Below are 20,268 nucleotides of genomic sequence, written 5' to 3'. Positions count from 1 at the left end.
TCGGTTACTGCTGGATCAGACGGGAGATTTCGTCGGTACGCGCCTGCATCAGTGCGGCGTCACCACGCGCTTCGACGTTCAGGCGCAGCAGCGGCTCGGTGTTGGAACTGCGCAGGTTGAAGCGCCAGTTGCCGAAGTCGGCACTGATGCCATCGGTGTGGTCCAGCGCGGGCGACTGCGCGGCGAAGTGTTCCATCACGCGCGCAACGGCGGCCTTGGCATCGGCCACCTTGAAGTTGATCTCGCCGCTGCACGGGTAGGCTGCCATGCGGTCTTCAACCCAGTCGGCCAGCGAACGGCCGCTCTCGGAAACCAGCTGGGCGATCAGCAGCCACGGAATCATGCCCGAGTCGGCATAGGCGAACTCGCGGAAATAGTGGTGTGCGCTCATCTCGCCGCCGTACACCGCGTCTTCGGCACGCATCTTTTCCTTGATGAAGGCATGGCCGCTCTTGCACTGCACCGCGACACCGCCGGCCTGCTCGACCATGTCCACCGTGTTCCAGACCAGGCGTGGGTCATGCACGATCTTGCCGCCGGGATGGCGCGCCAGGATCGCCTTGGCCAGCAGGCCGACCAGGTAGTAGCCCTCGATGAAGCGGCCGCTGTGGTCGAAGAAGAAGCAACGGTCGAAGTCACCGTCCCAGGCGATGCCGAAGTCGGCACCGTGTTCGCGCACCGCGTCGGCGGTGGCGGCGCGGTTCTCCGGCAGCAGCGGGTTGGGAATGCCGTTAGGGAAGCTGCCGTCCGGCTCGTGGCAGATGCGGATGAACTCGAACGGCAGGTGCGGTGCCAGCAGGTCGACGATGGCGCCGGCGCCGCCATTGCCGGCATTGACCACCAGCTTCAGCGGCTTCAGTTTGCTGGCATCGACGTAGCTCAGCAGATGCTGGATGTAGGCGTGCTTGTCATGCTGGGCGGTCTGCCCGGCACGCGGCGGCTGGGCCTCGGAGGTATCGGCGGCGACCGCGTCGGAAATCGCGAACAGGCCGGTATCCGAACTGATCGGCCGCGCGTTCTCCTTCACCAGCTTCATGCCGTTGTAGTCCATCGGGTTGTGGCTGGCGGTCACCATCACGCCGCCGGCCGCGCCGAGGTGATCGGTCTGGAAGTAGACCTCTTCGGTGCCGCACAGGCCGATGTCGATCACCTCACGGCCGGTCCCACGCAGGCCTGCGGCCAGCGCATCCTGCAGTGCCGGACTGGTAAGGCGCACATCATGTCCGAGGACCACCGGGCCTGGAGCGAGCTGTGCGGCCAGGGCGACGCCGATGCGACGGGCCAGGTCCTCGTTCAGTTCTTCCGGCACACGGCCGCGGATATCGTAGGCCTTGAAAGCGGGCAGGGGCATCGATCAGATCCTTTGTGAGCTCAGCCCTCGATTGTAGTCCCAGTCCCGTATGGGAATCGTTTCCATCGGGAAACGCCACCTGACTGGGTGTTCCGGTCAGTGCTGCGGCGGCCGCCGGCCCGGCCTGCGGGTGCGTCTGGCCGGCAGGCCCGGCAGTGGCGCCAGCAGTGCCTGCACGTCTTCTTCGCTGAAGCGCGGCCCGGCGCTGCCACCGCCTTCGAGAATCGATTCGGCCAGCAGAGCCTTGCGCTCCTGCAGCTCGGCAATCCGCTCTTCGATGCTGCCTGCAGTGATCAACCGGTAGACGAACACCGGCTGCTGCTGGCCGATCCGGTGAGCGCGGTCACTGGCCTGGTTCTCGGCAGCGGGATTCCACCAGGGATCGAAATGGATGACGGTGTCGGCCGCGGTCAGGTTTAACCCCACGCCACCTGCCTTGAGGCTGATCAGGAACACCGGAATTTCACCCTGCATGAAACGCTGCACCGGCGTGGCCCGGTCCTGGGTATCACCGGTCAGGGTCACATAGGCCAGTCCCAGATCGTCCAGCGCCTGCGCGATCAGCGACAGCATGCCGGTGAACTGCGAGAACAACAGGATGCGACGACCTTCCTCGACCATCGGCGGCAGCATCTCGCGCAACAGATCCAGTTTGGCCGAGCCTGCAGCCCGTGCCGGTGCGTTGCCCGGCAGCAGGCGCGGATCGCAGCAGACCTGGCGCAGTTTCAGCAATGCATCCAGCACCACGATATGGCTGCGCGCCAGCCCGCTGCCGCTGATGGCCTCACGCACCTGCTTTTCCATCGCTGCACGTACGGTTTCATAGAGATCACGCTGGCCGCCCTCCATTTCGACCGCACGGGTAATGAGGGTCTTGGGCGGAAGCTCTGACGCGACCTGGTCCTTGCGTCGGCGCAGGATGAACGGGCGCAACCGCTGCGCCAGCAGCTGGGCACGGCGATGGTCGCTGCCGCGTTCGATGGGGTGGCGCCAATACTGGTTGAACTGCTTCTCGGTGCCGAGCAGGCCGGGCAGCAGGAAATCGAACTGCGTCCACAGTTCGCCCAGGTGGTTTTCCAGCGGCGTGCCGGTCAGACACAGGCGATGGCGGGCCTGCAACGTACGCAGGGTGACGGCAGCGCGTGATTTCGGATTCTTCACCTGCTGGGCTTCATCCAGAATCAGCAGATGGTAGGCATATGCCTGCAGCGCCTGCTCGTCGCGCCACAGCAGGGGGTACGTGGTCAGTACAAGATCGTGTTCGGGGATGGCCTCGAACAGCGCTTCACGTGCCGGTCCATGCAGGGTCAGCACACGCAGGGCAGGGGTGAAGCGTGCCGCTTCGCTCTGCCAGTTGTGCAGCAGCGAGGTCGGCACCACCAGCAGCGCCGGCTGGTCCAGGCGGCCACTTTCCTTCTCGACCAGCAGATGCGCCAGAGTCTGCAGAGTCTTGCCCAGCCCCATGTCATCGGCCAGTACGCCGGCCAAGCCCTGCTGACGCAGGTACTGCAGCCACGACAGGCCCTCGAGCTGATAGGGGCGAAGCGTTGCCACCAACCCTGCCGGCGGCGGTACTTCGCTCAATGCGGGTGCCTGCAGCAGCCGCTGCACGAGCGCCTGAGTATCCTTGCGGCCACGGAACTGCAGGCGCGCAGTGTCCTGCAGCGCCTGCAGGCGGCCACGGTCAAGCGCAGACAGGCGCAGCGGCGCGCCACGCTGGGCAAACAGGTCCGCCAACAGGGCCATGATCGGCTTGAGTCGTGCGGCCCGCAGTGCCAGGCGCGTGTTGTCGCCCGTCGTCAACAGGATGTTCTCGTCGTCGCCGATGTCATCCAGCTGGCCACGCATCCAGCGAGGGTCGGCCTGCAGCACCTGCTGCAGCAGCGGAACCATCGACACATCGCGGCCTTCCACCTGGATGTCCAGGCCCAGGTTGAACCAGCCCGCGTCTTCCGGGTCCGCCTGAATGTCCAGGTCGATCTCCTCCACCCGGGTGATGCGATGGCGGAAATCCTCGTCCGCCTCCACCTTCCAGCCTAAGGCTTCCAGGCGCGGCACGTCGTCCAGCAGGAACCGTGTCCAGTCATGGGTACGCAGCTGGAACTGCGGGCCGGCACCTTCCAGTGGCGCCCGCGGAGCCGTGTCGCGATGCAAGCCCACCGTGCGCAGTTCGGCCTCGCGCCGTGATTCCTCACCCAGGTCGCGGGGCAGCAGTGCGAGTTGGCCCTCCGAATCGTGGGCGAACAGGCTCGGATCATCCAGGAACCGCACGTGCTCGTCGTACTCGAAGGCCACGGTTGCGATATCGGCCCATTGCGAAGGGTCGCGGGGGCCGAGCCACGGCGGCCGGAATTTGATCGTATGCAGGCGCAGCACGGGGGTCATGGCGCTGATCTGCAGCGTAGGCAGTGTGTCGCCTGCACCGGGGCGCGGCAGCGCGGGGTCGATCTGTTGCAGCAGCTGCGCCACGATCGGTTCCTCATCGGGGAGCAGGTGGGGAAGGGCGAGGAACGCGTCTGCGTCCTCCGGCTTGACGTCCAGCAGGAGAAGGCCGACTTCACCGGAGACCGGATCCAGGTAACCGGCACTAGATCCCAGTACGAGGCCGTCCGCATCGCCTTCCACGCTCAGTGCCGGCGCCAGCAGCAACCTGCCGTGAGTCGTCTCTGCGCTCCACCCCAACTTACCGCGACGTGGTGCGCCGGGCCTGGCCGGCACGCGATCATGCATGCCACATGACACCCAGCCATGCCCGCTGGACACGATAGACTGCAGGATCGTGCCGACGTCGAACCACTCCGGCGGTTTTACCGACTGATGCAGGGCCCACAGCTGCGCCACCGCGGCCAGGTCGGCCTGCGTCAGGTAGGCGGGCGGTTCCAGCAACAGCTGAGGGGTGATTTCCTGCCACTTGTCGAACTCGATCGTATCATCGAGGGCGTATTTGACGCGGCGGAGCAGGATGGAAGGCCGGTGATTGAACGTGGACAGCTCGAAGATGATGCCGTTTCTACGCGACCGGGGAGGCTGGGCTCTGACGGACTGCCAGCGTGACAGCTGTTCCAGCAGTTCGCGGCGTGGCGACTGGACCGGTTCGTGCTCCGACGCTGGATCGTCATCGCCCAGGTCTGCTGCGTCCAGAATGTGGGCGACCAGCACTGCCGCCACGTGCTTGCAGTGATGGCCGACAGGGCACGAGCATTCACTTTGCAGGCGGCTGCGAGGATGGCGCAGGCTGGCTTCCAGATCGATTTCCACCCGGTAGGGATATCTGGCCGAGCCTTTCACTTCGGCGATGAGCATTCCACTGGTCAGATGCATGTTGCGGACACCGGACAGGCAACGTTCGCTCTTTTCCAGTGTCCACGCGTCCATCCAGCGGAGCAGGTCTTCTTCGGTGTAGGTCTGGGCCATCAACGAGGGTGGGCCGGGCACGGGGCCGGCCATGGCAGGGGAACCGGGCATTCTACGGAACCCAGTGCGATGCCCGTGCAATGCTGCGGCGCATCCAGGCCCTTCGCCGCCCTCCAGCTAGAATGCGGTCATCCTCAACGTGCAGGGTAGTACAGCAATGCAGCAATCGACTTCCACCGACAAGCGCGGCAAGCGCTTCGCCACCGCAGCGCAGGCGCTGGAGGGCGTGGTCGCCGATGGCCAGACGCTGGCCGTGGGCGGCTTCGGCCTGTGCGGCATTCCCGAGGCCCTGATCGCCGCGCTGCGCGATAGTGGTGCCAAGGGCCTGACCGTGATCTCCAACAATGCCGGGGTCGATGGTTTCGGCCTGGGCCAGCTGCTGGAAACCCGGCAGATCAAGAAGATGATTTCGTCCTACGTGGGCGAGAACAAGGAGTTCGAGCGCCAGTTCCTGGCCGGCGAGCTCGAGCTGGAATTCAACCCGCAGGGCACCCTGGCCGAACGCCTGCGTGCCGGCGGTGCAGGCATCCCGGCGTTCTTCACCGCCACCGGCTACGGCACGGTGGTGGCCGAAGGCAAGGAAACCCGCGAGTTCGACGGCAAGCACTACGTGATGGAAACCGCGCTGCGCGCCGACGTGGCGCTGGTCAAGGCGTGGAAGGCCGACGAGGCCGGCAACCTGGTGTTCCGCAAGACCGCGCGCAACTTCAACCCTGCCTGTGCGATGGCCGGCAAGATCTGCATCGTGGAGGTAGAGGAGGTGGTACCGGTCGGTGCCATCGATCCGGACCAGGTGCACCTGCCGGGCATCTACGTGCACCGCATCGTGCACAACGCACATCCTGAAAAACGCATCGAACAGCGCACCATCCGCGCGGAGGGCAACTGACATGGCGTGGACCCGTGACGAGATGGCGGCACGCGCCGCCCGCGAACTGACCGATGGAGCGTACGTGAACCTGGGCATCGGCCTGCCGACACTGGTCGCCAACCACATCCCTGAAGGCGTGGACGTGTGGCTGCAGTCGGAGAACGGCCTGCTCGGTATCGGCCCGTTCCCGACCGACGCGGAAGTGGACGCCGACCTGATCAATGCCGGCAAGCAGACCGTGACCGCACGCGCCGGCGCCAGCTATTTCGGCAGCCACGACAGCTTCGCGATGATCCGCGGTGGCCACGTCAACCTGGCCATCCTCGGTGCCATGCAGGTCACCGACAAGGGCGACCTGGCCAACTGGATGGTGCCCGGCAAGATGGTCAAGGGCATGGGCGGCGCGATGGACCTGGTGGCCGGGGTGCAGCGCGTGGTGGTGCTGATGGAGCACACCGCCAAGAACGGCGAGCACAAGATCCTGGCCGAATGCACGCTGCCGCTGACCGGCGTCGGCGTGGTCGACCGCATCATCACCGACCTGGCCGTGTTCGATGTCACCGACGCGGGCCTGCAGCTGGTGGAAGCCGCACCGGGAGTCAGCGATGACGAACTGAAGGAAAAAACCGGCGTGGCGTTCGCCCGCAGCTGAGGCCGGAGCCTCAGCGCTTTCGGGCGTAAGCATATTCCGAGGAGGAAGCGCGCGGGGGAGCGCCTTCCACCTCGGAGGTGTCGGCCACGGTGAACCCGGCAGCGGACACTACGGCTCCAGTCGCACGCTCGATGGCATGCGCCAGCGTGCCATCGATCTGCCCCGCTTCAGTGTCGAACATGCTCGGCAGCAGATGGGCATCGAGCAGCGGGCGCAGCGCCGGTAGGCGTACCCAGAACATGCTGCCGGACGCGAACTGCCCGTCACCGGGCGCGCTGTCCAGGCCCAGCAATGCCCACAGCCGCTCCATGCGCTGCGCATTGCCGCCGATGTAGTCGGCTACCTTCAGCAGGTGGCCCGCCGGAGCCATCAGGCCGATGCTGGGATTTGCCAGCAGATGGGCCAGGTTCGCCGCAGCCTGCGCAGTGCCCAGCAGCGCATCGACCATCTCGCGCCGCCACTGGTCACCATTGTCGCGGTGGGTGGAGCGCTTGGTGTGCAGCTTCAGCACCAGCGATTCGTTCTGCTGCAGCAATCGGTCGGCGGCGTGCAGGAACGGCAGGACGTCCCGGCCGTGGTTGCCGTAGACCCAGATTTCAGCGGTCAGGCCCTGCGCATCGACGATCGACTGCACCTGTGGCTGACGCTCGCCTGTCGTGGTGATGACCAGGCGTGCCTGTAGCCCGCTGTCCTTAACCGCCTGCAACAGCTCCGGCAGTGCATCCAGGTACCACGCGTGGATGACGATGCAGGGACGCGACGGAGCGGCCTGCGAGGGGAACAGCGCGCGCCGGGTGGCCTGAAGCCAGGCATGGCCGAGACGGGCATCGGGTTCAAGAACAGCGCTTTCGGCCCATTCGTTCCAGGCATTGATGAATACCAGGCGCCGAGCAGGCGCCACATCACGCAGGCGCTGGTGCACCGTGTCGTGCAACCAGTCGCTGTAGCCACGCGGCGACGCGTGCAGCAGCACGCGGCCGCGTCCCGGGCGGCGCGCTTCGTTGTCCCAGCCAGGGTTGACACCTGGATACAACGGATAGTCCGCCAGTGGTGCACGGCGCATCTGTGTCGCCAGCTCGCGCCAGTCGCGCACGTCGCCTTCGTAATCGGGATTGAGCAGGAACTGCGTGGTGTTCAGCTGGCGCGGGGCGGCAATATTCGGTGGGAACTCCACTGCGGCATCGAAGCCGATGTCGCGGGGGTCCGGGCGTTCGAAACTCTGCACGTAGGCCAGATGGATCTCGCCGATCCCATTGTCACGGCACCAGCCACGCCAGCGCGCCGCCGTAGCCTTGGGGTCGGGCAGCAACTGTGGCCGGTACAGCAGCAACACCGGTCGTCCCTCGATCTTCAACGCACGCCGGTCGCGCAGGTAATCGGCAACGTGGGCGATGAACGCCAGATCATCCTCGGCACTGTGCTGTTGCCCGATCAGTACGTCCTGGTTGCGCCCATCCCAGCGCCGGGTCCAGTTCTCGTTGGCCCAACACAGGCAGAACGGCAGCTCGATCGTGCTGTCGCCCAACCACTGCCGCAGCGGCCGCTCCATCAGCGTGTGGCCGCTGAACCAGTAGAAGTAGAAGCAGAAAGCGCCGATGCCATGGTCTGCAGCGAGTTTGGCCTGCGCCCGCAGCGTCTCGCCAACACGAAGGTCATAGAAGCCCAGGTCGCCGGGCAGGCGTGGCTGTACATGGCCCTCGAACTGGGGCAGGGCGCGGCTGACATTTCGCCATTCAGTGAAGCCCTTGCCCCACCAGGCATCGTTCTCTTCGAACGGATGGAACTGGGGCAGATAGAAGGCCACCAGCGTAGCTGGCAGCGTGGCAGGCAATGGCGCGTCATCTTCGGCGGCGTAGCCGATCGCCCGTTCATCGGCGCGCTGCAGTGGACGGGTACCGTCGGCAGCGGCGCCGATGCGACCACGCGGCGGAGGGGGACTCCAGCTGCCAATGCGATCCAGGCCCCGGTTGCGCAGCCGATCACGCAGCGACGCAGGCATCGGCAGGGCACGGAACAGTGCGCGCAGGACCGAGAAGGTGAGCTGGCGGATGCCGGGCGCCGCGTGGCTCATGGATGGAACCTGGGAAAAGAGGGGCGGCGCATGATTCGGGACCAACGGTGGGACTGCAGCCATTTTCCGGTAATCGTCGCTGCAACGGCAAATCCATCAAATCCATCAGGTGCTACTGTGCCGCCATGCTGTTCCCCCACGACCTTCCCGATGCCGACGTCCGCCACCTCCCGGCCTGGCTGTCTCCCGCCGAGGCCGATGCCTTGCAGCGCGATCTGCAAGCCGGCGTGCCGTGGGAGGTGCATCGCATCCGCATGTTCGGCAGCTGGGTGGATTCGCCACGGTTGAGCTGCTGGATAGGTGATCCGCAGGCGCGCTATCGCTACTCGGGGGCAGAATTCGTGCCGCACCCGTGGCCGCCGTCCCTGCAGGGCATGCGCGAGCGCCTGCAGGACGATGGCTTCGGCCGCTTCAACAGCGTGCTGCTGAACCGCTATCGCAGCGGCGGCGACTATATGGGCTGGCACAGCGATGACGAACCCGAACTGGGCCCGGCGCCGGTGATCGCCTCGCTGAGCCTGGGCGCGGCACGGCGTTTCCTGCTGCGCCGGCGAGACGATCCGGCGCGCAAGGCGGAGTATCTGCTCGGCCATGGCGACCTGCTGGTAATGGCCGGGCAGACCCAGCGTTATTACCAGCACGCTCTGCCGAAGATGGCGCGCGTGCAGGGCGAGCGGATCAACCTGACGTTCCGCTGGATTGCGCCACGCTGATCGATCAGCGCGTGACGGTCGGCTGGTCGGCCTGCCCGCTCACCAGCGTCCAGCCCACCACGTCCTGCGCCAGCTGCTGCAGGCCACGTTCGAAGGCGGCGGTGACGGCCGGCACGTCGGTACTGCCGACCGGCTGTGCCTGGCGGAAGGTACGGTCGGCGACCACGCGCTGGTCGGCGACGTGGATCAGCTTGGCGTTGACCTCGATCACCACCGTCGGCGTGGCCTGGCCCTGGTAGTCCGATTCGAAGCGGCGCACGTCGGTGGACAGCTTGTAGTCGGCGCGGATGCCGGCAGTGCTGCGGGCGACGCCGTGGATGCGTCCGGAATCCTCGAAGCCGCGCAGCAGGGTGTCCTCGATCATGTCGGTGGCCGGCTGGGCCCAGCTGGCGCCCTTGTAGATCTCCAGCTGCGACGGGGTCGGCCGCACGTTGATGCGCGGGCTGTCGACCATGCGTGCGGCGCTGGGCTTGGCCAGTACCAGCTGCCAGCTGGCCTGCGGCCACGCCGGATCGGCCTTCACCTGCACGGCGGGCGAGTACAGCGTCACTGCGGTTTTCTCGCTGCTGCCAAGGATGGAGCAGCCGCCCAGCAGGGTGACCAGCGAAGCGGCCAGCAGCAGGCGCGGAAGGGGCATCGGGCTCATTTGGGTTCGAACTCCTTCGGTGCGTCGCGGCCCAGCAGGTAGCGCGCGGGATTGTTCTCGAGGCGGTCGCTGACCCGGCGCAGGTCGCGGATCAGGCCGCGCAGTTCGGTCAGCGTCGGGCCCAGCTGGCCGAGGCCATCATTGGCGAAGCTGTTGATCGCGGCGCGGTTCTCGCCAAGGATCGAATCGGCGTTGCCGGCGGCCGAGTCGAGCTTGGCCAGAGTGCCATCCAGTTTGTCGATGATGCCCGGCAGCTGCTGCACCAGGTTCCTGTCCAGGCGCTCGATGGTGCCGTTGGTGGTCTTCAGCGTGGTGTCCAGACTGCGGGCGGCATCGCGCGCGCTGAGCAGCAGCGCCTGGGTACCCTGGTCACGGTCGGCCAGGCCGCCGCTGATCGTCTCCAGGTTGGCCAGCGTCGCGTTGATCGAGGCCACGTTGCGGTCGCTGAGGATCTGGTCCATGCGCTCGACGATGCGGTTGGCGACGTCGGTGATGTTCTGCAGCGCCGACGGCGTGGTCGGGATGATCGGGGCCGGGTCCTTGTTGACCGTGGTCAGCGCCGGCGACTGCGGCGTGCCGCCGCTGAGCTGGATGATCGACGGGCCGGTCAGGCTGGTGATCGCCAGCTTGGCACGGGTATCGGTCTTGACCGGGGTGGTCGAGTTCAGGCGGATGCGTGCGACCACCTGGCGCGGGTCGTCCGGCACCAGGTTCAGTTCGATGATCGAACCGACCGCGATGCCGTTGTACTGCACCGGGCTGCCCACCGACAGGCCGGTCACGGCCTCGCGGAACACCACGCGGTATTCCTGCCAGGTGCGGTCGGAGGAGTACTTGGCCGCCCACAGGCCGAAGGCCAGCAGGGCCAGGCCGGTGATCAGGGTGAACGCGCCGATCAGCACGTAGTTGGCTTTGGTTTCCATGGCTCAGGCACTCTCGATCTGTTCGCCGCGCGCGGCACGCGCACGCGGTCCGTGGAAGTATTCCTGGATCCACGGATGATCCAGTTTCTCGATGTCCGGCAGCGGCGCGTTGGCCACCACTTTGCGGTCGGCGATCACCGCCACCCGGTCGCAGATGGCGTACAGCGTGTCCAGGTCGTGGGTGATCAGGAACACGGTCAGCCCCAGCGCCTCCTGCAGGGTCTTGATCAGGCGGTCGAACGCGGCCGCACCGATCGGGTCGAGGCCTGCGGTCGGTTCATCCAGGAACAGCAGCGGCGGGTCCAGTGCCAGCGCGCGGGCCAGGCCGGCGCGCTTGCGCATGCCACCGGACAACTGCGATGGCAGCTTGTTGATCGCATCGGCGGGCAGGCCGGCCAGCTTCACCTTCAGCAGCGCCAGCTCGTAGTGCCAGCGCTCGGGTAATTCGCGGTGGTGTTCCTTCAAGGGCACCTGCACGTTCTCGCCCACGGTCAGTGAAGAGAACAGGGCGCCGTCCTGGAACAGCACGCCGGTATTGCGTTCGATGTGCAGGCGGCTCTCGGCGTCGTCGGCACGCGCATCGCGGCCCAGCACTTCGATCTGGCCGGCGTCGGGCGTGCGCAGGCCCAGGATCGAGCGCATCAGCACCGACTTGCCGGTGCCCGAGCCACCCACCACGCCCAGGATCTCGCCACGGCGCACGTCCAGGTCCAGGTCTTCATGCACGATCTGGCTGCCGAAGCGGTTGACCAGCCCACGCACGCGGATAGCCAGGTCGTGGCCGTCGCCGTCCTGCATGGGTATTTCTTCGGGAGTCGGATGCATGCTCATGTCACCAGTCCATGTGCATGAACCACAACGCCGCGAAGGCGTCGATGATGATCACCAGCGAGATCGTCTGCACCACGCTGGAGGTGGTGCGTTCACCGACCGACTGCGCCGTGCCTTCCACCTTCAGCCCTTCCAGGCAGCCGATCAGGCCGATCACCAGCGCAAACACCGGCGCCTTCGACAGGCCGACCAGCATGTGCCGCACTTCCATCGTCTCGTGCATGCGCGCGATGTACATCTGCGGCGGGATGTCGAGGTCGAACGCGCCGACAGTGATGCCGCCGGCCAGGCCCGCGATCATCGCGATGAAGGTCAGCAGGGGCAGGGTGACCAGCAGCGCCAGCAGGCGTGGCAGCACCAGCAGGTCGATCGGATCCAGACCCAGCGTGCGCATCGCGTCGATTTCCTCGCGCGCCTTCATCGCGCCGATCTGCGCGGTGAACGCACTGGCGGTGCGGCCGGCCAGCACGATCGCGGTCAGCAGCACGGCGAACTCGCGCAGGAAGGCGATGTTGACCAGCTCGACCACGTAGATCTCGGCGCCGAAGTCGCGCAGGATGGTCGAGCCGAGGAAGGCGATCACCGCGCCAACCAGGTAGGACAGCAGCGCCACCAGCGGCACTGCGTCCAGCCCGACCTGCTCCATCTGGTGGACGGTGGCGGTCAGGCGGAAACGGCGGGGCTCCTTGACCAGGCGTGCTGCCTTGACCAGGTTCTCGCCGAGGAAACTGCACAGCGCCTTGATGTTGTGGCCAGTGGCATGGACGCTGACACCGAGCCGTTCCAGCGCCGCCAGCACGCCGAAATCGCGCTTGGGCCGGGGCCGGTCGTCAGCCACTTCCTCGATGGTGCAGACCAGCGCCTGGTGGTCCGGCCGGAACTGCAACGCGTCCTCGCCAAGGTCGGCGCGATGCGCTACGCGCAGTACCTGCAGCACGCCAGCCGAATCCATCTTCTCGATGCCGGTGGCGTCGATGCCGGTCAGCGTGTCGGGAACGCCGCGCAGGACTTCGGCCGCGGCCAGCGCGGTCTTCAAGGTCCAGGTGCCGGACAGGCGGATCAGGCCCGGGTCATGGGCATCCTGTTCGAGCTGGGGGGCGTGGTTCGGGGTCACTTGGGCCATTCGGGTCGCAGCATAACCGTTCTGTCTGGGGCATCGCGTCGAACCCGGATGAATTTATCCAGTGCGGCCCGGCAGTAGGTAATACTACGGCGCATGTCCGCAGACGCTCACACGATCCCCACGCCCCAGGCCACCTACGCGCAGCGCGTGGCCTTTGTTTCCGAGATCGCCGGACGCCTGCACAGCTACGGCACCACGGCCCAGCGCCTGGAAACGGCAGTGGTGGCACTGGCCCGCCAGCTCGATCTGGATTGTGAACCGTGGTCGAATCCCACCGGTATCATCCTCAGTTTCAGCGACCCGGCACAGGCGATCGGCTCCAGCGACATCACCCGCGTGATCCGCCTGGCACCCGGCGAGAACGACCTGCACAAGCTCAGCGTCGCCGACCATATCGCCGAGGAAGTGGCCAACGGGCGGATGAGCATTGCCCAGGGCCACACCGCGCTGCGCCAGCTGGACAAGGATCCGGGCCGGCGCGGCAAGCTGCGCACCATTCTTTCATTCACCCTCGGCGCGGCCGGCGTGGCCGGCATGTGGAAGCTGCCGTGGCTGGACATCGCCACCGCCGGTGTCATCGGGCTGATGATCGGCCTGCTCGGCATGGTCACCGACCGTCGCCCGGCCACCCGCGAAGCGGCCGAGGCGCTGGCGGCGCTGCTGGCCGGCATGGTCGCAACCCTGGTTGCGTCCTTCGTCGGCGCACTCAACCTCAACACGGTGATCATCGCCTCGCTGGTGGTGCTGCTGCCCGGCATGTCGCTGACCAATGCGGTCAATGAACTCGCCAGCCAGCATTGGGTCTCGGGTACCGCGCGCTTTGCCGGCGCGTTGACCACCATCATGAAGCTCAGCGTGGGCGCGATGATCGCGGTGACCCTGGCTGATGTACTCGGCCTGGACCCGGTGATCCGCGCCACGCGGCCGCAGGGGCCGTGGGTGGAGTGGGGTTCGCTGCTGACCGCGGCATTCGCCTTCGCGATGCTGTTCAAGGCCAACCGGCGCGATTACCCGTGGGTGATCGCGGCCTCGGTGGCGGGTTACGCGATCTCCAAGTTCGGCGGGCACGCCTGGGGCGCGCCGGCCGGCATCTTCATGTCAGCGATGTTGCTGACCGCCGGTGGCAATCTGTTCGGCCGCCTCGTTGGCCGCCCAGGAGCGATCATCCGCCTGCCCGGCATCATCATGATGGTGCCCGGCAGCACCAGCCTGCGCGGCGTGCTGACCCTGGTCCAGCAGCAGGACGTTGGCGCGGGCCAAAGCGTGTTCCTCACCGTGCTCAACGTGGTGATGGCGCTGGTGGCCGGCCTGCTGTTCGGCAACCTGCTGATGCCGGCGCGCAAAACCCTGTAGGTGTGGACCGTTGGCCCGCACACCGAAGAATGAAAAACGCCGGCTTCCGCCGGCGTTTTTCATTGCATCCCGATCCGGCCTCAGGCCTTCTTGATCAGGAAATCTTCCGGCTTCTTGTTGCCCTTGGCGGTCAGCTCGGCCATCCAGCGCGGCTGCTTGCCACGACCGGTCCAGGTTTCCTTGGGGTTGGCCGGGTTGCGGTACTTCGGGGCAACCTTGCCCAGCTTGCGGCCGGCGGTCTTGGACGGTGCCTTGGCTGCCGGGGCGGCTTTGCGCGCGCGCGGTGCCGGGGCGCCGCCGAACAGTTCTTCGATGGTGTAACCCTCGGTCTTGGCCAGCTTGGTCAGCTGGGCCCGGACCTTGGTGATTGGCCGGCGCTTGGCGACGATGGTCTGCTGCTTCTTGGCGGTACGGATCAGGGCGCCCAGCTCGCGTGCCGACAGGCCGGTCAGGTCAATGCTCATTTACGGTTACTCCGGAAACTAAAATGTGGACGGGACGAGCCAGTCCATGGCGTCGCGGGACAGAATAAAGATGAATTAATCACAGCACAAATGCAGGCGGGTCATGGCCTGGCAACATCCCGGCTGCATTGCGTCGATTTTGACCGGATTATGTCCGCTGCAATATTGCTCAACTGGGCGACAGGCAAAAAAAAGACCGGGGCATGCCCCGGTCTTCTCCTGATCAGCCCTGCAGTCGCTGCAGCAGGGTGGCCTTGTCCAGGCTTTCCGCTTCGCTGGCGCGGCGCGAGCGGTACTCGTAGGTACCAGCGGCCAGGCCGCGCTCGCTCACCACCACGCGGTGCGGAATGCCGATCAGTTCCATGTCGGCGAACATCGCACCCGGGCGCAGGCCACGGTCGTCCAGCGCGGCATCGAGGCCGGCGTCGCGGAGTTCCTGCAGCAGGCTGGCAGCAGCATCGGCCACGGCGGCGTCGCCCTTCGGGTTGATCACGCACACCACCACCTGCCACGGCGCCATTGCGTCCGGCCAGATGATGCCGGCATCGTCATGGTTCTGTTCGATCGCGGCAGCCACCACGCGCGAGATACCGATGCCGTAGCAGCCCATCGCCATCACCGCCGCCTTGCCGTTCTCGTCCAGCACGGTGGCATCCAGCGCTTCGGCATATTTGCGGCCTAGCTGGAACACGTGGCCGACTTCGATGCCACGGGCGATCTTCAGTTCGCCACCGTCCAGCGCGCGGTCACCGGCACGCACGTTGCGGATGTCGGCCACTTCCGGTTCCGGAAGGTCGCGGCCCCAGTTGACCCCGGCCAGGTGGAAACCGGCTTCGTTGGCGCCGACGACGAAGTCGGACATCGCGGCCACTTCGCGGTCGGCGACCACGCGGATGGCCTTGGCCGGGGCGACCGGGCCGAGGAAGCCCGGCACGCTGCCCAGGTACTCGGCGATTTCTGCCTCGCTGGCGAAGCGCTGTTCGTCCAGGCCGGCAACCTTGGCCAGCTTGATTTCGTTGACCTCATGGTCGCCGCGCACCAGCACCAGCACGAACTGCCGTGCTTCGCCTTCACCGGCGATCAGCGCCACCGACTTCACCGTGCGCTGCAGCTCGATGCCGAGCAGCGCCGCGACGTCCTCGCAGGTTTTCTGGGTAGGGGTGTCGACCTTGCGCATGGCTTCACTGGCAGCCGCGCGCGGTGCCGGATCGGCGGCGATCGCCGCTTCCATGTTCGCGGCGTAGTCCGAACCGGTGGAGAACACCAGCGCGTCTTCGCCGGAATCGGCGATCACGTGGAATTCCTGCGAGGCATCGCCACCGATCGCACCGGAGTCGGCCTGCACCATGCGGAAGTCCAGGCCGAGGCGGGTGAAGATGCGGCTGTAGGCCGACTTCATGTTCTCGTATTCGCGCACCAGGCACTCATCGTGCAGGTGGAACGAATAGGCATCCTTCATCAGGAATTCGCGCGAACGCATCACGCCGAAGCGCGGGCGGATCTCGTCGCGGAACTTGGTCTGTACCTGGTAGAAATTCACCGGCAGCTGCTTGTAGCTGGACAGCTCGCTGCGCGCGAAGTCGCAGGCGGCTTCTTCGGCGGTCGGGCTGTAGCAGAACACCTGGTCCTTGCGGTCCTTGATCTTCAGCAGCTGCGGGCCGAACTTCTGCCAGCGGCCGGTCTGCTCCCACAGTTCCTTCGGCTGGATGGTCGGGATCTGGAATTCCACGGCACCGGCGCGGTCCATTTCCTCGCGCACGATGCGTTCAACCTTGCGCAGCACGCGCAGGCCCAGCGGCGACCAGGTGTACAGGCCCGATGCCAGCTTGCGGATCATGCCCGCGCGCAGCATCAGCCGGTGGCTGGTGAGCTCGGCGTCGCTGGGGGTTTCCTTGGTGGTGTGCAGGTGGAACTGGGAGAGGCGCATCGTCGGCTTCGGATAACGGCAGAGACGCCTATTCTGCCAGCCCGGCCGGGGAGAGGGGTATCGGCAGGGCTGCGCCCTGCACCCGCAGTAGTGCCGGCCGCTGGCCGGCAACCTCAGAAGCAACTGCCGAAGCAACAGCGGGCTTCCCGTGGGAGGCGGGGTGGGTCCGGTTGCGGGAGACGCCGTAAACCCATCCCTGGGGGCTTGGCCGCGGCATCCATGCCGCGGACACTCCCGCAACCGGACCCACCCCGCCTTCGACAGTTTCCTGCGAGCTGTCGGAATGGCTCCTGGGGTCAGATCCGTTTTCCGCAGGAAAACGGATCTGACCCCGGATTCAATTCGAGATCTGACAGATTTCATCCACGCATGGCGTGGATCTACCACCGTCACCAGGAACCTGTCGGGGGTGGGGCGGTGTGGGTTGGCAGGACCGTTGGCGCCATGGATGGCGCCATCGAGCCCCCAGGGGTGAGGGCGCTTTGCTTGCGAAGCACTGCTTCGCAAGCGCCCGAACGCACAGCCGCCAGCGGCTGGGCCGGACCCCGGAAGGGGGGTTTACGGCGTGTCCTGCCAGCCCACACCGCCCCGCCAAACCAGTAGAAAACCAGAGCCGCTTTGGCATTTGACGTTGCCGTTGCTTGAAGTAGGTGCAGGGCTGCAAGCCCTGCCGATACCCTCACTCCGCCGGGCAGTACGCCTTGATGGCCGCTTCAGCCAATCCCTTCTGCGCGCTGCGCTGTTCCGCGGTCAACGCGGTATCGGCCTTCCCGTCGCCATTGGTGTCCTGCATCACCTGGCCGGAGCCTTCCAGCAGGGCCAGGTTGGCACGGGCGGTGCTGCACTGCTCCGGCACCGGCGCGGCCGGGGTTTCGGCGCTGGCCGCGGCCTGCGGGGTGCGGGCCTGCTCGCGGGTCTCGAACTTCTTGCCCGCCGGCGGGGTCTCCGAATACTGGGTCACGCCATGGGCGTCCTTCCATTTATAGACCGGGCCGGCCACGGCGTTGGCACTGGCCAACAGCAGCAGGCATCCAAGGCAGGACAGGGCACGCATGGCAAACTCCGCGGAATGGGCGTAGAACGCCGATTGCAGCATTGGCGCCGAGCACTGGCAAGTCGATTAAACTGGATTCCATGGACCCGATCACACCGCCGCCGCGTTCGCGCACGATTTACCTGCTGCCCAACCTGTTCACCACCGCCGGCCTGTTCGCCGGCTTCTACGCGATCATCGCCGCGGCCAACGGGGATTTCGTCAATGCCAGCATCGCCGTGTTCGTGGCGGCGGTGATGGATGGCCTGGACGGGCGCGTGGCGCGCCTGACCGGTACCAGTAGCGAGTTCGGCGTCCAGTACGACTCGCTGGCCGACCTGGTCAGCTTCGGCATGGCCCCGGCGCTGGTGATGTACCACTGGTCCCTGTCGTGGCTGAAGTTCGATGACCCGCTGCTCGGCCGCGTCGGCTGGGCCGTGGCCTTCCTGTATGCCGCCTGCGCGGCGCTGCGCCTGGCCCGCTTCAACACCCAGGTCGCGGTGGTCGACAAGCGCTGGTTCGTCGGCCTGGCCAGCCCGGCCGCGGCCGGGCTGATGATGTCCTTCGTCTGGGCCTTCGCCGATGGCAACCTGGGCTGGGACGGCAACCAGCTGCGCTACGTGGCGCTGGCGGTGACGATCGTCGCGGCGCTGTTGATGGTCAGCCGTATCCGATTCTGGAGCTTCAAGGGTGGCGGCGCCAAGGGCACCCGTTCCGACCGCGTGCCGTTCCTGGTGCTGGCCCTGGTGCCGGTCGCCATCGCCATCGCGGTCATTGATCTGCCGCGCGTGCTGTTCGCGGTCGGCATCCTGTACGCCTTGTCCGGCCCGGTGATGTGGGCCGCGCAGCGCCTGCGCAAGAAGCCCGAGGCCGCGTGAGCCAGGAACTGCCCGTGCTGTGGTCACCGGCCCAGCAGGCCTGGCTGCAGGCCATGGGCTACACCGTCTATCACGACGGCCAGTTGGCTGCGGAGCTGGATGCCGCGCTGCAGTTGAGCGTGGCCGAAGCCGATGCGGCTGCCGCTCCAGCGGTGGAGCAGGTGCGGGCACCAATCGCCCCCGCGCGCGAGCCTCCGGTTGAAGCCACACCGGGTTCCCGCCAGGAACGCCCGGCACCTACGCGTCGCGAGACCCCCGTCACCGCACCGGACACCGCGCCCGCCGCTGGCCGCCCGCTGCCGGGTGGCAATGCGCGGCAGCCGGTGGTGCGGCTCCCGGATCGCCTGCAGATCGCACTGCTGCGTGCCTCCGGCTGTAATCCCAACGACCCCGCCACGCAGGCGCTGATGGACAGCTGGCCGCTGGACCAGCTGCGTCAGGACCCGGCCGCCAAGCGCGCGTTGTGGCCGCAGTTGCGCGCCCTGCGCAAGCGGGGCGCACCATGAGTGCGGTCAGCCAGCCCGGCCCGGTCAGCCTGCGCGCATTGCGCGAGAGCGACCTCAATGCGGTGATGGCGATTGAAGTGCGTGGGTATCCGTTCCCATGGACCCGCGGCATCTTCGTTGATTGCCTGCGTGCCGGTTATCCCGGCCTGGCGATGGAGCGCGATGGCCAGCTGATCGGCTACGGCGTGCTCAGTATTGCCGCCGATGAGGCACATGTATTGAACATCTGCATCGATCCGCTGGCGCAGTCGCGTGGGCTGGGTCGCCAACTGCTGCGCGCACTGGTGCAGCTGGCAGGCAACCGCGGTGCGCAGCGTGTGTTCCTGGAAGTGCGTCCGTCCAACACGCCGGCGCTGGCGCTGTACCACAGCGAAGGCTTCAACGAGATCGGCCGCCGCCCGCGCTACTATCCGGCCGCACAGGGCCGCGAGGATGCGGTGGTGATGGCGATCGAACTGGTCGACGGCGACCTGCAGACGATGCCGCCGTTGTAACGGAGAAGGGTTGCCGGCCAGCGGCCGGCACTACCGGTGGATCTCCGCTGTCATCGACACGTCACCTGCCGTGCTAGGTGCCAACCTTGGTTGGCACGCTTTTCTCACGCCAGCCGCAGTGCCAACACACCGCCGACGATCAGCGCCGCCGCCAGCCAGCGCGCACGCGGAATCCGCTCGCGCAGCACGAACACCGAGATCAGCAACGCGAACAGGATCGAGGATTCACGCAGCGCCGAGACCATCGCCACCGGCGCCTGGGTCATGGCCCACAATGCCATCGCGTAGGACGCCGTGGTGCCGACGCCACCGGCCAGTCCCAGCGGCCAGTGCTGGCGCGCATAGTCCAGCACTGCGCCGCCGCGGGTGTACAACGCCCACAGGGGTAGTGGGATGCCTGACAGCAGGAACAGCCATAGCGTATAGCTGAGCGCACCACCGGACTGGCGCGCGCCCTGCGCATCGACCAGGGTGTAGGTGGCGATCATCGCCGCGGTCAGCAGCGGCAGCCGCAGCTGGCCGCCACGTGCGCCCAGTGCCATGCACAGGATGCCGCTGCTCACCAGGACCACGCCCAGCCACGCCGCCGGGGGCAGTTGCTCGCCCAGCAGGGTGCCGGCCAGCGCAACCAGGATCGGCGCGCTGCCACGCATCAGCGGATAGGCCAGGCTCATGTCGACCTGCTGGTAGCAGCGTGCCACCAGTCCGTAGTAGGTCACCTGCAGCAGCACGGATGCAGCCAGCCAGGGCCAGCTGTGCGCGGCCGGGAACGGCAGGAAGGGCAGGGCGGCCGCCGACAGCAGCGCGGCGCTGCCGGTGACCAGCACGGTGCCGAGGAACTTGTCCGGCCCGCGTTTGACGATCGCATTCCAGCTGGCATGCAGGGCCGCAGCCGCGAGGACCAGCAGGAAGATGGAAAGAGGCATCGGGCGATGATGCCATGCCGGGGAAATGTTCCGGGTTTGGTGGGTGCCAACCTTGGTTGGCACGTCGCTCAGTGCGGACCAAGGTCCGCACC

18 protein-coding genes are annotated in these 20,268 nt (G+C 66.7%); 7 read left to right on the top strand and 11 right to left on the bottom strand.

What is annotated here, in order from left to right:
• Window positions 1-4 precede the first annotated feature (4 nt).
• Both AC5P5S_RS13330 and AC5P5S_RS13325 read right to left on the bottom strand, forming a co-directional pair.
• Entirely contained in the window at window positions 5-1,351 is a 1,347-nt protein-coding gene (locus AC5P5S_RS13330; protein ID WP_012479089.1) for a phosphohexomutase domain-containing protein, read from the bottom strand.
• A 96-nt stretch (window positions 1,352-1,447) separates the two neighbouring features.
• Window positions 1,448-4,765 carry a DEAD/DEAH box helicase gene (locus tag AC5P5S_RS13325; RefSeq protein ID WP_495276325.1) on the bottom strand — a complete coding sequence of 1,106 codons (3,318 nt, stop codon included), beginning with the start codon at window positions 4,763-4,765 and terminating at the stop codon, window positions 1,448-1,450.
• A gap of 157 nt (window positions 4,766-4,922) precedes the next feature.
• Between AC5P5S_RS13325 and AC5P5S_RS13320 the strand changes: the two genes are divergently transcribed.
• Together AC5P5S_RS13320 and AC5P5S_RS13315 are read left to right on the top strand one after the other, a co-directional pair.
• The gene (locus tag AC5P5S_RS13320; protein ID WP_062607858.1) at window positions 4,923-5,654 is read left to right on the top strand and encodes a CoA transferase subunit A; all 732 of its coding nucleotides are present in this window, start codon (window positions 4,923-4,925) and stop codon (window positions 5,652-5,654) included.
• 1 nt (window position 5,655) lies between these two features.
• Entirely contained in the window at window positions 5,656-6,288 is a 633-nt protein-coding gene (locus tag AC5P5S_RS13315) for a CoA transferase subunit B (protein WP_062607856.1), read from the top strand.
• A gap of 10 nt (window positions 6,289-6,298) precedes the next feature.
• Here AC5P5S_RS13315 and AC5P5S_RS13310 read toward each other — a convergent pair whose 3' ends face one another.
• On the bottom strand, window positions 6,299-8,359 hold the full coding sequence (locus AC5P5S_RS13310; protein WP_062607854.1) for a glycoside hydrolase family 99-like domain-containing protein: 2,061 nt from the start codon (window positions 8,357-8,359) through the stop codon (window positions 6,299-6,301).
• A gap of 125 nt (window positions 8,360-8,484) precedes the next feature.
• Between AC5P5S_RS13310 and AC5P5S_RS13305 the strand changes: the two genes are divergently transcribed.
• Window positions 8,485-9,072, top strand: a complete 588-nt coding sequence (locus tag AC5P5S_RS13305; RefSeq protein ID WP_005407998.1) for an alpha-ketoglutarate-dependent dioxygenase AlkB family protein — start codon at window positions 8,485-8,487, stop codon at window positions 9,070-9,072.
• A gap of 4 nt (window positions 9,073-9,076) precedes the next feature.
• Here AC5P5S_RS13305 and AC5P5S_RS13300 read toward each other — a convergent pair whose 3' ends face one another.
• Genes AC5P5S_RS13300 through AC5P5S_RS13285 form a run of 4 tightly spaced genes read right to left on the bottom strand, consistent with a single transcriptional unit; the run spans window position 9,077 to window position 12,595 of the window.
• Window positions 9,077-9,718: an ABC-type transport auxiliary lipoprotein family protein gene (locus AC5P5S_RS13300; RefSeq protein ID WP_005407999.1), complete on the bottom strand. Its 642-nt coding sequence runs from the start codon at window positions 9,716-9,718 to the stop codon at window positions 9,077-9,079.
• Window positions 9,715-10,641, bottom strand: coding sequence for an MlaD family protein (locus AC5P5S_RS13295; RefSeq protein WP_005408000.1), 927 nt, complete (start codon window positions 10,639-10,641; stop codon window positions 9,715-9,717). The genes AC5P5S_RS13300 and AC5P5S_RS13295 overlap by 4 nt, the downstream gene beginning before the upstream one ends.
• Window positions 10,642-10,644: 3 nt before the next feature.
• Window positions 10,645-11,472: an ABC transporter ATP-binding protein gene (locus AC5P5S_RS13290; RefSeq protein WP_062607852.1), complete on the bottom strand. Its 828-nt coding sequence runs from the start codon at window positions 11,470-11,472 to the stop codon at window positions 10,645-10,647.
• Between the two features lies 1 nt (window position 11,473).
• Window positions 11,474-12,595: an ABC transporter permease gene (locus tag AC5P5S_RS13285; RefSeq protein ID WP_005408002.1), complete on the bottom strand. Its 1,122-nt coding sequence runs from the start codon at window positions 12,593-12,595 to the stop codon at window positions 11,474-11,476.
• Between the two features lie 93 nt (window positions 12,596-12,688).
• Between AC5P5S_RS13285 and AC5P5S_RS13280 the strand changes: the two genes are divergently transcribed.
• A complete protein-coding gene (locus AC5P5S_RS13280; RefSeq protein WP_059036240.1) occupies window positions 12,689-13,948 on the top strand; it encodes a threonine/serine exporter family protein in 1,260 nt (419 codons plus the stop codon).
• A gap of 80 nt (window positions 13,949-14,028) precedes the next feature.
• On the opposite strand, the gene AC5P5S_RS13275 is transcribed toward AC5P5S_RS13280, so the two are convergent.
• The 3 genes from AC5P5S_RS13275 to AC5P5S_RS13265 all read right to left on the bottom strand — a co-directional run bounded on the left by AC5P5S_RS13275 (window position 14,029) and on the right by AC5P5S_RS13265 (window position 17,393).
• Entirely contained in the window at window positions 14,029-14,412 is a 384-nt protein-coding gene (locus tag AC5P5S_RS13275; RefSeq protein WP_005408004.1) for an H-NS histone family protein, read from the bottom strand.
• A 223-nt stretch (window positions 14,413-14,635) separates the two neighbouring features.
• Complete coding sequence (locus AC5P5S_RS13270; protein ID WP_062607850.1) at window positions 14,636-16,339, bottom strand: proline--tRNA ligase; 1,704 nt, start codon at window positions 16,337-16,339, stop codon at window positions 14,636-14,638.
• Window positions 16,340-17,018: 679 nt separating this feature from the next.
• Window positions 17,019-17,393, bottom strand: a complete 375-nt coding sequence (locus AC5P5S_RS13265) for a DUF4124 domain-containing protein (RefSeq protein ID WP_005408006.1) — start codon at window positions 17,391-17,393, stop codon at window positions 17,019-17,021.
• Window positions 17,394-17,473: 80 nt separating this feature from the next.
• Between AC5P5S_RS13265 and pssA the strand changes: the two genes are divergently transcribed.
• The 3 genes from pssA to rimI are packed head-to-tail and all read left to right on the top strand — an operon-like array spanning window position 17,474 to window position 19,250.
• Window positions 17,474-18,250 carry a CDP-diacylglycerol--serine O-phosphatidyltransferase gene (gene pssA / locus AC5P5S_RS13260; protein ID WP_059036242.1) on the top strand — a complete coding sequence of 259 codons (777 nt, stop codon included), beginning with the start codon at window positions 17,474-17,476 and terminating at the stop codon, window positions 18,248-18,250.
• Window positions 18,247-18,756 (top strand): hypothetical protein, encoded by a 510-nt coding sequence (locus AC5P5S_RS13255; protein WP_062607847.1) that lies wholly within the window; start codon window positions 18,247-18,249, stop codon window positions 18,754-18,756. The genes pssA and AC5P5S_RS13255 overlap by 4 nt, the downstream gene beginning before the upstream one ends.
• Window positions 18,753-19,250, top strand: coding sequence for a ribosomal protein S18-alanine N-acetyltransferase (rimI, locus tag AC5P5S_RS13250; RefSeq protein WP_032964690.1), 498 nt, complete (start codon window positions 18,753-18,755; stop codon window positions 19,248-19,250). Before AC5P5S_RS13255 ends, rimI begins: the two co-directional genes overlap by 4 nt.
• A gap of 104 nt (window positions 19,251-19,354) precedes the next feature.
• Here the strand turns inward: rimI and AC5P5S_RS13245 are convergent, their stop codons facing one another.
• The gene (locus AC5P5S_RS13245) at window positions 19,355-20,176 is read right to left on the bottom strand and encodes an EamA family transporter (protein ID WP_043033868.1); all 822 of its coding nucleotides are present in this window, start codon (window positions 20,174-20,176) and stop codon (window positions 19,355-19,357) included.
• Between the last annotated feature and the right edge of the window lie 92 nt (window positions 20,177-20,268).

This window comes from Stenotrophomonas sp. YJH_SMC_54 (assembly GCF_059368435.1).
The sequence above is the reverse complement of the archived record's forward strand: the minus strand, read 5'-3'. Positions and strand labels throughout refer to the sequence as shown.

Bases quoted from the DNA above. Each gene is read 5' to 3' on its own strand.
- AC5P5S_RS13330 (WP_012479089.1), bottom strand. From the start codon at position 1,351: ATGCCCCTGCCCGCTTTCAAGGCCTACGATATCCGCGGCCGTGTGCCG.
- AC5P5S_RS13325 (WP_495276325.1), bottom strand. From the start codon at position 4,765: ATGGCCCAGACCTACACCGAAGAAGACCTGCTCCGCTGGATGGACGCG.
- AC5P5S_RS13320 (WP_062607858.1), top strand. From the start codon at position 4,923: ATGCAGCAATCGACTTCCACCGACAAGCGCGGCAAGCGCTTCGCCACC.
- AC5P5S_RS13315 (WP_062607856.1), top strand. From the start codon at position 5,656: ATGGCGTGGACCCGTGACGAGATGGCGGCACGCGCCGCCCGCGAACTG.
- AC5P5S_RS13310 (WP_062607854.1), bottom strand. From the start codon at position 8,359: ATGAGCCACGCGGCGCCCGGCATCCGCCAGCTCACCTTCTCGGTCCTG.
- AC5P5S_RS13305 (WP_005407998.1), top strand. From the start codon at position 8,485: ATGCTGTTCCCCCACGACCTTCCCGATGCCGACGTCCGCCACCTCCCG.
- AC5P5S_RS13300 (WP_005407999.1), bottom strand. From the start codon at position 9,718: ATGAGCCCGATGCCCCTTCCGCGCCTGCTGCTGGCCGCTTCGCTGGTC.
- AC5P5S_RS13295 (WP_005408000.1), bottom strand. From the start codon at position 10,641: ATGGAAACCAAAGCCAACTACGTGCTGATCGGCGCGTTCACCCTGATC.
- AC5P5S_RS13290 (WP_062607852.1), bottom strand. From the start codon at position 11,472: ATGAGCATGCATCCGACTCCCGAAGAAATACCCATGCAGGACGGCGAC.
- AC5P5S_RS13285 (WP_005408002.1), bottom strand. From the start codon at position 12,595: ATGGCCCAAGTGACCCCGAACCACGCCCCCCAGCTCGAACAGGATGCC.
- AC5P5S_RS13280 (WP_059036240.1), top strand. From the start codon at position 12,689: ATGTCCGCAGACGCTCACACGATCCCCACGCCCCAGGCCACCTACGCG.
- AC5P5S_RS13275 (WP_005408004.1), bottom strand. From the start codon at position 14,412: ATGAGCATTGACCTGACCGGCCTGTCGGCACGCGAGCTGGGCGCCCTG.
- AC5P5S_RS13270 (WP_062607850.1), bottom strand. From the start codon at position 16,339: ATGCGCCTCTCCCAGTTCCACCTGCACACCACCAAGGAAACCCCCAGC.
- AC5P5S_RS13265 (WP_005408006.1), bottom strand. From the start codon at position 17,393: ATGCGTGCCCTGTCCTGCCTTGGATGCCTGCTGCTGTTGGCCAGTGCC.
- pssA (WP_059036242.1), top strand. From the start codon at position 17,474: ATGGACCCGATCACACCGCCGCCGCGTTCGCGCACGATTTACCTGCTG.
- rimI (WP_032964690.1), top strand. From the start codon at position 18,753: ATGAGTGCGGTCAGCCAGCCCGGCCCGGTCAGCCTGCGCGCATTGCGC.
- AC5P5S_RS13245 (WP_043033868.1), bottom strand. From the start codon at position 20,176: ATGCCTCTTTCCATCTTCCTGCTGGTCCTCGCGGCTGCGGCCCTGCAT.